The organism is Verrucomicrobium sp. GAS474 (assembly GCF_900105685.1).
Taxonomy (GTDB): domain Bacteria; phylum Verrucomicrobiota; class Verrucomicrobiia; order Methylacidiphilales; family GAS474; genus GAS474.
The window spans coordinates 1,683,936-1,696,172 of record NZ_LT629781.1; the positions used below are offsets into that span (position 1 = coordinate 1,683,936).

Annotated in this window: 7 protein-coding genes; 5 read left to right on the top strand and 2 right to left on the bottom strand. The window is 64.5% G+C overall.

Going from position 1 to position 12,237, the window contains the following annotated elements:
- The first annotated feature begins 866 nt into the window (after positions 1-866).
- The 5 genes from BLU04_RS06995 to BLU04_RS07010 all read left to right on the top strand — a co-directional run bounded on the left by BLU04_RS06995 (position 867) and on the right by BLU04_RS07010 (position 6,479).
- Positions 867-3,833, top strand: a complete 2,967-nt coding sequence (locus BLU04_RS06995; protein ID WP_093288510.1) for a ribonucleoside-diphosphate reductase subunit alpha — start codon at positions 867-869, stop codon at positions 3,831-3,833.
- A 47-nt stretch (positions 3,834-3,880) separates the two neighbouring features.
- Positions 3,881-4,948 (top strand): ribonucleotide-diphosphate reductase subunit beta, encoded by a 1,068-nt coding sequence (locus BLU04_RS07000; protein ID WP_093283943.1) that lies wholly within the window; start codon positions 3,881-3,883, stop codon positions 4,946-4,948.
- Between the two features lie 70 nt (positions 4,949-5,018).
- Positions 5,019-5,648 (top strand): hypothetical protein, encoded by a 630-nt coding sequence (locus BLU04_RS07005; RefSeq protein ID WP_093283946.1) that lies wholly within the window; start codon positions 5,019-5,021, stop codon positions 5,646-5,648.
- A gap of 102 nt (positions 5,649-5,750) precedes the next feature.
- Positions 5,751-5,906, top strand: coding sequence for a hypothetical protein (locus BLU04_RS16360; RefSeq protein WP_157895180.1), 156 nt, complete (start codon positions 5,751-5,753; stop codon positions 5,904-5,906).
- Positions 5,907-5,972: 66 nt separating this feature from the next.
- The gene (locus BLU04_RS07010) at positions 5,973-6,479 is read left to right on the top strand and encodes a ferritin (RefSeq protein ID WP_093283948.1); all 507 of its coding nucleotides are present in this window, start codon (positions 5,973-5,975) and stop codon (positions 6,477-6,479) included.
- A gap of 1,031 nt (positions 6,480-7,510) precedes the next feature.
- Here the strand turns inward: BLU04_RS07010 and BLU04_RS07015 are convergent.
- Together BLU04_RS07015 and BLU04_RS07020 are read right to left on the bottom strand one after the other, a co-directional pair.
- Positions 7,511-9,010 carry an efflux transporter outer membrane subunit gene (locus BLU04_RS07015; protein ID WP_093283951.1) on the bottom strand — a complete coding sequence of 500 codons (1,500 nt, stop codon included), beginning with the start codon at positions 9,008-9,010 and terminating at the stop codon, positions 7,511-7,513.
- The gene (locus BLU04_RS07020) at positions 9,007-12,231 is read right to left on the bottom strand and encodes an efflux RND transporter permease subunit (RefSeq protein WP_093283953.1); all 3,225 of its coding nucleotides are present in this window, start codon (positions 12,229-12,231) and stop codon (positions 9,007-9,009) included. The genes BLU04_RS07015 and BLU04_RS07020 overlap by 4 nt, the downstream gene beginning before the upstream one ends.
- Between the last annotated feature and the right edge of the window lie 6 nt (positions 12,232-12,237).

A 12,237-nucleotide genomic window follows, 5' to 3' on the forward strand; every position in this document is an offset into this window, starting at 1 on the left:
TATCTATTGCTGAAAGGCTCCCGCCACCTCCTTCGGGAACCCTTTCTCCAACGATTTTCCTCTCCCTCTTCGGGCTGGCTTTAAAAATGCTTCCTTCGATTCCTTGATAGAGAGCGAGTTTCTGGATTAATTATCAATTAATCTTAAAAAGCAAGCTCACTAAAATACCGTCTATTAGTAGGCCAGGACGGTTCTCCTCCCCCACCACAGCATGTGGTTTGACAAAAAAAGTGGGCCTCTGAGAGGGCGTTTTTTTCTAAAAAAATCTTGCTAGCCCTCCTTTCTCTGTGCAAATATACCTACTATTAGTAGTGCGCTCTTTGTTTTCGATGCACCACCTAGAGGGTTGTTTTTCTTAAAAAAGCGGAAAAACTCCTCTCGTCAAGCCAGGCACAGCCCAGGCGAGGAAGGGATTGAAGGCAGAGAGCAGGAGTCGAATCAGCAGTGGCAGTCGTAGTGAGTAGTAGCGGAATAGTAGCAGAATCAACGCAGTCCATATTTACAACGCCTTAAAAAGAGAAGACTAGGGGTCATTTCAATTTCTCGGGGATCGTCGCTTTGACGAAAGACGGGGGGGAGCGGATCAAGGTCCGACGGGGTTTCTCAAAGTTCTTTTTAAGGAAATATTCAAAAACAAGAGCGTCCATCGCGCCTTCGTCTTCGATACGGGAAGAAGGGCGCGGGACCTCGCGCGGTGAAGGAAAAGGCGGCGAGGGCTGCAAAGGAAGTAACGGTGTCCGGCTCGAACGGGATTCGGGTCGGACGGGGTTGGTGCTCCCGGGAAGGGGCGTCCGCAGTGCGGGCGGCCTCCGGAGGCGAAGTCGGAACAAAGAATAGTCAACGAGGAACGGAGTTCGTTTATGTCGATGAGTGATGCGCCTAAAGGTCAGATGAATTTGACGGGGATCGATCCCCTCCAGGAGCGGGAATTTACGATCCGCAAGCGGAGCGGCCGCGTGGAGACGTTCAACGAGGAGCGGATCTTCCTCGCCGTCGAAGCCGCCTTCAAGGCGGAGCGCGAGGTCGCCGGGGCGAATCCGCTCACCGAGGCCGATCACCTCGCCGTCCGCCAGGTCACCGACCGCGTCGTCGAGCAGGCCCTCGCCTTCGCCGTCCAGGGGGAGCAGCTCGAGATCGAGCGGATCCAGGACCTCGTCGAGCTCCAGCTCATGAAGGGCGGCCACCTCGGCATCGCCCGCCGCTACATCATCTACCGCGAGGAGCGCCGCCTCGCCCGCGCCCTCCGCGGGGACAAGGACCTCTCCGGCCAGCCGCAGGCCAGCGTCATGGTCACCCGTTCCAACGGCCAGCAGGAACCCCTCGACACGCAGCGCGTCCGCCGCGAGCTGATGCAGGCCTGCCGCGGCCTCGAGGACCGCTGCTCCTGGCGCGAGATGGCCGACGAGGCCCTCGTCACCCTCTATGACGGCGTCCGCACCTCCGAGGTCGCCCAGTCGATGGTCATGACGGCGAAGTCCCGCATCGAGCGGGAGCCCGCCTACACCTACGTCGCCGCCCGCCTCCTCCTGAACAAGGTCTACCGCGAGGTCCTCCCCGCCGAGTCGCTCCGCGAATACGGCGTCGACATCGCCGCGATCCACACGGCCCACTTCGCCGACTACGTGAAGCACGGCGTCGAGGTCGGCCGCCTCCATGCCGATCTCCTCGGCTTCGACCTCCCCCGGATCGCCGCCGCGCTCCGCATCGAGCGGGACGAGAAGTTCACCTACATGGGGATCCAGACGGTCTACGACCGCTACCTCCTCCACGACCACGGCCGCCGGATCGAGTCCCCCCAGTACTTCTGGATGCGCGTCTCGATGGGCCTCGCCATGCGCGAGGGCGACCGGAAGGACGAGCGGGCGATCGAGTTCTACGAGGTCCTCTCCTCGTTCCTCCTCACCTCGTCGACGCCGACGCTCTTCAACGCCGGCACCCTCCATCCCCAGCTCAGCTCCTGCTACCTCTCGACGGTGATGGACGACCTCGACCACATCTTCAAGGTCGTCGCCGACGACGCGAAGCTCTCCAAGTGGGCGGGCGGCCTCGGCAACGACTGGTCGAACATCCGCGCCACCGGCTCCGTCATCAAGGGGACGAACGGCACCAGCCAGGGCGTCATCCCGTTCCTCAAGGTCGCGAACGACACCGCCGTCGCCGTCAACCAGGGCGGCAAGCGGAAGGGCGCGATGTGCGCCTACCTCGAGACGTGGCACCTCGACGTCGAGGACTTCCTCGAGCTCCGCAAGAACACCGGCGACGAGCGCCGCCGCACGCACGACATGAACACGGCGAACTGGATTCCCGACCTCTTCATGAAGCGCGTCGCCTCCGGCGGCACCTGGACCCTCTTCAGCCCGAGCGACGTCAAGGACCTCCACGACCTCTACGGCGCCGCCTTCGAGGCCCGCTACACCGAGTACGAGGGCCGTGCCGACCGCGGCGAGATCAAGCTCTTCAAGCGGATCGACGCGATGCAGCTCTGGCGCAAGATGCTGACGATGCTCTTCGAGACGGGCCACCCCTGGATCACCTTCAAGGATCCCTCGAACGTCCGCTCCCCCCAGGACCACGCCGGCGTCGTCCACAGCTCGAACCTCTGCACCGAGATCCTGCTGAACACCTCGGAAGCCGAGACCGCCGTCTGCAACCTCGCCTCGGTCAACCTGCCGAACCACATCGTCGACGGGCGCTTCGACGAGGAGCTCGTCGCCAAGACGATCAAGACCGGCATGCGGATGCTCGATAACGTCATCGACATCAATTACTATCCGACCCCCGAGGCGAAGGCCTCGAACCTGAAGCACCGCCCCGTCGGCCTCGGCCTCATGGGCTTCCAGGACGCGCTCTACAAGCTGCGGATCTCCTACGCCAGCCAGGCGGCGGTCGAGTTCGCCGACAAGAGCATGGAGGTCATCTCCTACTACGCCATCCTCGCCTCCTCGGAGCTGGCGGCGGAGCGCGGCACCTACGAGAGCTACAAGGGCTCGAAGTGGGATCGCGGCCTCCTCCCCATCGACACCATCGACCTCCTCGAGCGCGAGCGCGGCGGCGAGGTCGATGTCGACCGCTCCTCCACGATGGATTGGGCCGTCGTCCGCGAGTCGCTGAAGAAGCACGGGATGCGGAACAGCAACACGATGGCGATCGCCCCGACGGCGACGATCTCGAACATCACCGGCGTCTCCCAGTCGATCGAGCCGACCTACAAGAACCTCTACGCGAAGTCGAACCTCTCGGGCGAGTTCACCACCGTGAACACCTACCTCATCGAGGACCTCCGCGCCCTCGGGATCTGGGACTCGGAGATGCTCGACGACCTGAAGTACTTCGACGGCTCCCTCCTCGAGATCGAGCGGGTGCCCGACGCGATCAAGGAAGTCTACCGGACCTCCTTCGAGATCGACCCCGTCTGGATCGTCGAGGCGGCCAGCCGCCGCCAGAAGTGGATCGACATGGGCCAGTCCCTCAACCTCTACATCGCCGCCCCGAGCGGCAAGAAGCTCAACGACATGTATTTCCTGTCGTGGCGCAAGGGGTTGAAGACGACCTACTACCTCCGCTCCGTCGCGGCGACCTCGGTCGAGAAATCGACCCTCGACGTCAACCGGCGCGGCCTCCAGCCCCGCTGGATGAAGAACAAGAGCGCCTCGTCGAACATCAAGGTCGACCGGGCCGAGGAAGCCGCCGAGGTCCCCGCGGCCACGGTTCCCCAAGCCTCGCCGATGCCCGCCGTCGCCAAGGTTTCCGAGGACGACATCACGGCCGGGCCGGGCGTCGAGGCCCCGAAGGCCTGCTCGCTCGACAACCCCGACTGCGAATCGTGCCAGTAAGCGCCGTTCCCCAGTTGATCCAAACCTGAAAAGAAGAAAACGAATCTATGTCTTGCTGCAATGTCGGTGATGAACGGCCCGCCCCCCACGACCTGAACAAACGGGTCAACGTCGAGGACAAGCGCCTCATCAACTGCAACACGGTCGACGTGAACCAGCTCATGCCCTTGAAGTACAAGTGGGCGTGGGAACACTACCTCAACGGCTGCTCCAACAACTGGATGCCGTCCGAGGTCCCGATGCAGCGCGACATCGAGCTCTGGAAGTCGAACCGCCTCACCCCGGACGAGCGGCAGGTCATCCTCCGCAACCTCGGCTTCTTCAGCACCGCCGAGAGCCTCGTCGGGAACAACATCGTCCTCGCGATCTTCAAGCACGTGACGAACCCCGAGGCCCGGCAGTACCTCCTCCGCCAGGCCTTCGAGGAAGCCGTCCACACCCACACCTTCCACTACATCGTGGAGTCCCTCGCCCTCGACGAGCGCGAGATCTTCAACATGTACCACGAGGTGAACTCGATCCACGACAAGGACGCCTTCGAGATGGAGCTGACGAAGGGGATCATGCGCGAGGACTTCAACACCTCGACCACCGCCGGGGTCCAGCAGTTCCTCAAGAACCTCATCGGCTTCTACATCATCATGGAGGGGATCTTCTTCTACTCCGGCTTCGTGATGATCCTCTCCTTCAAGCGCCAGAACAAGATGGCGGGCATCGGGGAGCAGTTCGAGTACATCCTCCGCGACGAGACGACCCACCTCAACTTCGGCATCGACCTGATCAACGGGATCAAGGAAGAGAACCCCGAGGCGTGGACCCCCGAGTTCCAGAAGGAAATCGAATCGCTCATCGACCAGGCCGTCGAGCTCGAGGTCGCCTACGCGCAGGACTGCCTCCCGCGCGGCATCCTGGGACTCAACGCGGGCCTCTTCCGCGAATACGTCCAGTATATCGCCGACCGCCGCTTCGAGCGCATCGGCCTCAAGGCCAAGTTCGGCTCGAAGAACCCGTTCCCCTGGATGAGCGAGACGATGGACCTTGGCAAGGAGAAGAACTTCTTCGAGACCCGCGTCACCGAGTACCAGCACGGCAGCTCGCTGAACTCGACCTGGTAAGGCCTCCGCCCCGCGCACTCCAAAGGCGGTCCTTCGGGACCGCCTTTTTGTTTTCACCCCTCTTACTCCCATGGAAAAGCAGCCGATCAACGTCACCGAAGTCTGGGTCAACGGATGGAGGGAGCGAGACTCCCTCTTCGTCTACGAGCAGCGCCTCGATTTCCGGCCTCCCTCGGGCGGGCTCAAGATTCCGCCCTCGCTCGATCTCCCGTTCGGCCTCGTCGTCGGCTTCAATCCGCCGCCCTTCCCCGTCGACCAATGGGAAGAGGGAAGCGGGAGCTGGCAGCTCTGCCCCGCGAAGTGGACCCATCGCCGGATGCCCTCGTTTCTCAGCCAGATCCGGCAGGCGTTCAAGGGACAGGCGAAGCCGAATGTCGTGAAGACCCTCTCGATCGTCAACCTCCACGCCGTGTGCGGCGAGTTCGAGGCGAGCCTGCCGCAGTTGAATGCGGTGAGTGCGGCGAAGCTCGGCGAGGTCACGGCCCGCTTGTCGCGGAACCTGCCCTCGAAGAAGCCGAGCTGGATCTGGTGCGCGTGGTCGGGGCGGAGCGATGCCGCCCTCCGCGACGGCGCGCTGGCGATCCTGAAGAAGAAATATCCCGACGCGTTCAATTTCGGCTTCGATCAGGACGTCTGGACCCGGGAGGCCTTCCAGATTCCCCGGGGCGACCGTTCCGTCTGGAACGATCGGCTCTGGTAAGGGATTGGCAGCCAGGGGATTGCGCGGGATCGCAAGCGGGAGCAAAACGAGGACAACCCCCGGAAAGCGGGAACGGGGCGGATGCGATAGAGTGGTTCCACTATGGCAGCTTTCCATCTCAAAGGGTTCGAGCGGTTTATGGCGTTGAAGGAAGCGGGGAAGGCTTCCCGTCCCTCGGCCGAAGCGAAGGCGAAGCCCGCCTCCTCCTCCCGCGCCCTCGCCCGTTCGGGCAGCCGCCGCCGCGCCCTCGCGAAGTAAGGCGTCAACGTGGGGCCCGCGTTTGCGGGATCGACGTTTCGGCGGGGAGAGGCTTTAATCGCCCCCATGTCCCTCATTTCCAAAAAAATCGCCGACGCCATCAACCAGCAGATCGGCATGGAGTTCGGCGCGTCGCTCCAGTACGACGCCATCGCGGCCTACTTCGACACCGAGGCGCTCCCGAACCTGGCGAAGCATTTCTACCAGCAGGCGAATGAGGAGCGGATGCACGCCCACAAGTTCATGAAGTTCGTCATCGACGCCGGGGCCATCGTCGAGATCCCGACGATCAAGGCGCCGCAGTCCCGCTTCAAGTGGGCCGGCGCGGCGGTGAAGCTCGCCTACGACAACGAGATCGTCGTGACGAACTCGATCAACTCGATCGCGGTCCTCGCCTCGAAGGAGGCGAATTTCACCACGCTCAACTTCCTCCAGTGGTTCATCGAGGAGCAGGTCGAAGAAGTCTCCTCCGCCGACCAGCTCCTGAAGATCGTCGAGCGGGCCGGAGAGGGCGGCGTCCTCTTCGTCGACGATTACCTCGCCCGCGCCAAGGGCGGCGAGGGGAAGAAGTAGTCTTTCAGTTCCGCATCGGAATAGGAGTCTGGGCGTATTGGCCCTGTCTCTCCCTATAGCTCGTACCCTCGGGCGCTCCGGGAAGCAGCCGATTTTAAAACAGTTCGGAGACGAGGCGCCGCCAAAGCGCGTCCGCCTAGCTAAGGCTCTCCGAAGGGGAGGTTCGAGGAGGGGCGAAGCCCCTCTTGGGCTATAAAGCGGATCGCCTCCAGCTGTACAGGGTCGACCGCGCAAGTCCCGAAGGGCGGTTCCCGTTCCGCGATCCCTTTCCCCGTGCGCCTTGTCTTCCAAGCGTCTTTCTCCCATGCGCTTGGCAGACGAAACGCTTGAGAAATAGGGCGTATGAGAAACGAAGCGCATGGGAGAGGGACGCTTGGGAGATAAGGCGTATGGGATACGGAGCGCATGCGAGAGGAACGCTTGAAAGATGAAGCGTATGGGCCGAGCGCCTAGGAGACCCACGCTGGGTAGCACCACGGAGCGGAGCAGCCCTTCGGGACCTGCGCGGTCAACCCTGTACAGCTGGATGTAACACGCTTTAACGCCACAGAGGGGCTCCGCCCCTCCGTGACCTCCTGTTCTGAGGGCCTCAACTAGGCGGACGCGTTTCCCCCTGCGCCTCGTCTCCTAACTGTTTTAAAATCGGCTGCTTCCTGGAGCGCCCGAGGGTACGAGCCATAGGGAGAGACGGGGCCAATACGCCCAGACTCCTATTGGGAGAGGTACGCTTGGGAGATAAGGCGTATGGGATACGGAGCCCTAGGAGACCCACGCTGGGTAGCACCACCGAGCGGGGCAGCCCTTTGGGACCTGCGCGGTCAACCCTGTACAGCTGGAGGCGACCCGCTTTAACGCCACAGAGGGGCTTCGCCCCTCCGTGACCTCCTGTTCTGAGGGCCTGAACTAGGCGGACGCGCTTCCCCTGCGCCTCGTCTCCTAACTGTTTTAAAATCGGCTGCTTCCCGGAGCGCCCGAGGGTACGAGCAATAGGGAGAGACGGGGCCCATACGCCCAGACTCCTATCGGAAGAGCTACTGTGAGGGCAGCGTTCCCTCGGCCTGGGACTCGGCTTCCTTCTTCCCGCCTTCCTGCCAGCCGCCGCCGAGGACGCGGTAGAGCGTGACGAGGTTCTGCAAGCGGGCGAGGCGGAGGTTGATGGCAGTTTGCTGCGCTGCGAGGAAGGTGCGCTGGCGGGTGAGGGTGTTGAGGAGGGTGTCGATGCCGTTATGGAAGCGGAGCAGGGAGAGGTTGTACGATTCCTCGGCGTCTTTGGCTTCCTGCTCGGTGGCGCGGAGCTGGTCTTCGTAGGTGGCGCGGGCGGCGAGGGCGTCGGCGGTCTCGCGGAAGGCGGTCTGGATGGTCTGCTTGTATTGGGTGAGGGCGATGTCCCGGTCGATCTTGGAGACCTTGAGGTTGGCCGCGTTGACGCCGCCGTCGAAGATGGGGAGGCGGATCTCGGGGGCGAACTGCCAGAGGCCGGAACCCTTCGCGAAGAGGCCCGACATGCCGTTGGCCCCGGTGCCGACGGCGGCGGTGAGGGTGACGCTGGGGAAGAAGGCGGCGCGGGCGGCGCCGATGTTCGCGTTGTAGGCCTGGAGGGTCTGCTCGGCGGCGCGGAGGTCGGGGCGGCGGGTGAGGAGGTCGGAGGGGAGTCCGGGCGGGAGCTGGGGAAGGGAGACGGAGGAGGTGGCGAGGCCGCCGCCCTGGGTGAGGAAGACCTCGACCTCGGGGGTGAGGGGCTCGCCGAGGAGCTGTTCCAGGGCGTTGCGGCTTTGGGCGACCTGGCGGGTGGCCTGGGCGACGTCGGCCTCGGAGGAATGGAGGAGGGCCTCGGCGTCGCGGAGGGAGAGCTCGGAGATGACGCCCTGCTTGCGGCTTTGCCGGAGGGCGTCGACGCTTTGGCGCTGGGTGGCGAGGCTCTCCGTGTTGAAGCGGAGGAGGTCGCGGTCGGCGAGCCAGGTGAACCACGCCCCGGCGACTTCGGAGACGAGGGTGATCTGGACGGAGGTCTGGGTCTCCTGGAGGGCGAGGTAGGCGTGGAGGGCCTGGTCCTTGAGGCTGCGGACGCGGCCGAAGAGGTCGAGCTCGTAGGAGGTGGTGCCGAGGCTCAGGGAATAGGCGTGGCTGGTGACGGGGGAGCCGGTCTGGGAGAGGGTCTTCGGCGTCTTCTCGATGTCGGCGGAGGCGACGCCGTCGACGGTGGGGAAGAGGAGGCTGTCGGAGATCTGGTATTGGGCGCGGGCGCGGGCGACGTTGAGGACGGCGACGCGGAGGTCGCCGTTGTTCGCGAGGGAGCGTTCGATCAGGCGCTGGAGGCGGGGATCGGTGTAGAAATCGCGCCAGCCGATGAGGTCGGCGGTCGGCTTCCCGGCGGTGTCGGTCGAGACCGGCTTCACGGTTCCCGACTTCGGCCACGCGGGTTCGACGATGCCGTCGGCGGCGGGGCGCTGGTAATCGGGCGCCATGGTGCACCCGGCCAGGAGGACGGGGAGGAGGAGGGCGAGGCGGCGGCGATTCGCGGGCACGTTCATTTGGCCTCCCCGGTGGAGGGATCGGACTGGTGGCCCTTACCGTGATCGTGGCCGTGGCCCTGTTCCGCCGGGGCGGGTTGATGGTCGGGGTGATCGTCGGGATGGGGCTCGCCCTTCGTCGGCTTCACCTTGAAGAGGCGGAGGATGCCGACGAAGAAGAGGGGGATGAAGAAGATGGCGAGGATGGTGGCGGTGAGCATGCCGCCGACGACGCCGGTGCCGATCGCGTTCTGGCCGCCGGAGCCCGCGCCGCTGGCGATGGCCAAAGGAAGGACGCCGAGGATGAAGGCGAGGGAGGTCATGAGGATCGGGCGGAGCCGCTGCTGGGCGGCGTGGAGGGTTGCCTCAAGCAGGGGGGTCCCCTGGTCGTAGCCTTCCTTCGCGAACTCGATGATCAGGATCGCGTTCTTCGCGGAGAGGCCGATCGTCGTGAGGAGGCCGACCTGGAAGAAGACGTCGTTGGCGAGGCCGCGGAAGTAGGTCGCCATGACGGCGCCGAGGACGCCGAGGGGGACGGTGAGCATGACGGCGAAGGGGACGGCCCAGCTCTCGTAGAGCGCCGCGAGGCAGAGGAAGACGACGAGGAGGGAGATGCTGTAGAGGACGATGGTCTGGCTCCCGGCGCGCTTTTCCTCGAAGGAGAGGCCGGTCCAGTCATACCCGATCCCGGGGGGGAGCTTGGCGACGAGGTTCTGGACCTCGGTCATCGCGTCGCCGGAGCTCTTCCCGGGGACGGGCATGCCGAGGATCTCGACGGACGAGGTGCCGTTGTAGCGTTCGAGCTTCGGGGAGCCGATGCCCCAACTCCCGGTGGCAAAGGCGGAGAAGGGGACCATGCTGCCGCTCTGGTTGCGGACGAACCAGTTCTCGAAGTCCTGCGGCTGCATGCGGGAGGTGGCCTCGCCCTGGATGAAGACGCGCTTGATGCGGCCGCGGTCGACGAAGTCGTTCACGTAGGCGGAGCCCCAGCCCTCGGTGAGGGTGTCGTGGACGTCGGCGAGGGAGAGGCCGAGGGCGGTGGCGCGGTCGCGGTCGATCTGGATCTTGTATTGGGGCTCGTCGTTGAGGCCGTTCGGGCGGACGCCGACGAGGAGGGGGCTCTTCGAGGCCATGCCGAGGAACTGGTTCCGCGCGTTCATGAGGGCCTCGTGGCCCGCGCCCCCGAGGTCGAGGAGCTGGAGGTCGAAGCCGGTGGCGTTGCCGAGCTCGAGGGCGGCGGGGGGCGCGAAGGCGAAGGCCATGGCGTCCTTGTATTGGGCGAAGTGCTTCGAGGCGCGGGCGGCGATGGCCTGGACGCGGTTCTTCGCGCCGGGGCGGTCTTCCCACGGGTTGAGCTTAATGAAGCCGAGGCCCGAGCTCTGCCCGCGGCCGCCGAAGCTGAATCCGGCGACGGTGTAGACGGAGTAGACGGCTTCCTTTTCCTCGGTCAGGAAGTAGTCGCGGATCTGGGAGAGGATCGCCGAGGTCCGGTCGAGGGTCGCCCCGGGAGGGGTGGTGACCTGGACGAAGAGGACGCCCTGATCCTCGTCGGGGAGGAAGGAGGTGGGGATGCGGGGGAAGAGGAAGATGAGGCCGCCGATGAGGACGGCGTAGACGATGACGAAGCGGAAGGTGCGGGAGAGGGTGTAGTTGACCCCCTTGCCGTAGCTATTCCGGGTCCAGTTGAATCCCTTGTTGAAGTAGCCGAAGAAGCCCTTGTCCTTTTCCTTGTGCCCCTTCTCGACGGGGGAGAGGAGGGTGGCGCAGAGGACGGGGGTGAAGATGAGGGCGATGAGGACGGAGAGGACCATCGCCGAGGCCATGGTGATCGAGAACTGCCGGTAGACGACGCCGGTGGAACCGCCGAAGAAGGCCATCGGGATGAAGACGGCGGTGAGGACGAGGGCGATGCCGACGAGGGCACCGGTGATCTGGGTCATCGACTTCTTCACGGCGGCCTTCGGGTCGAGGCCCTCCTCGGACATGACACGCTCGACGTTCTCGACGACGACGATGGCGTCATCGACGAGGAGGCCGATGGCGAGGACCATCGCGAAGAGGGTGAGGACGTTGATCGAGAATCCGGCGGCGGAGAGGACGGCGAAGGTGCCGAGGAGGACGACGGGGACGGCGATCGTCGGGATGAGGGTGGCGCGGAAGTTCTGCAGGAAGAGGAGCATGACGCAGAAGACGAGGAAGATCGCCTCGATGAGAGTCTTCACGACCTCATGGATGGAGAGCTTCACGAAGGGCGTCGTGTCGTAGGGGTAGACGACCTCGTAGCCGGACGGGAAGAGGGGCTTCAGTTTCGCGATGGCGGTGCGGACGGCGTCGGCGGTCTCGAGGGCGTTCGACCCGGCGGCGAGCTTCACGGCGAGGGCGGCGGAGGGGTAACCGTTGAACTGGGTGGTGCGGGTGAAGCTCTCGGCATCGAGCTCGATCCGGGCGACATCGCGGAGGCGGATCTGGGAGCCGTCGGCGGCGGTCTTCACGAGGATCGCGCCGAACTCGGCCGGGGTCTTCAGCCGGGATGGGCCGACGATGGTGGCGTTGAGCTGCTGGCCCTTCACGATGGGGAGGCCGCCGAGTTCGCCCGAGGGGATCTGGACGTTCTGGGCCTGGATGGCGGTCTTGAGGTCGGCGGGGGTGAGGGAGAAGTTGCGGAGCTTCGCCGGATCGACCCAGATGCGCATGGCGTACTGGGAGCCGAAGAGGAGGAAGTCCCCGACGCCCGGCGTGCGGCTGACGGGGTCCTGGACGACCGAGGCGATGAAGTCGGAGATGTCGGCGGTGGTCTGGGTCTTGTCGCGGGAGTAGAAGCCGGCGACGAGGAGGAAGTTCCGGGTCGACTTCGCGACGCGGAGGCCCTGCTGCTGCACCTCCAGCGGGAGGGAGGGCGTGGCGAGCTGGAGCTTGTTCTGCACCTGCACCTGGGCGATGTCGGCGTTGGTCCCCTGGTTGAAGTAGAGGTTGATCGAGAGACTCCCGTCCTTGTCGCTTTCGGAGGTGAAGTAGAGGAGGTTGTCGATGCCGCTCAGCTGCTGCTCGATGACCTGGACGACGGTGCTCTGCACGGTCTCCGAGGAGGCGCCGGGGTAGGTGCCGCTGATCGCGATGGAGGGCGGGGCGATGCTCGGGTACTGGGCGATCGGCAGCTCCTTGATGGCGAGGCCGCCCGCCAGCATGATGAGGATGGCGATGACCCACGCGAAGACGGGACGGTCGATGAAGAAATTGACCATGGGGGA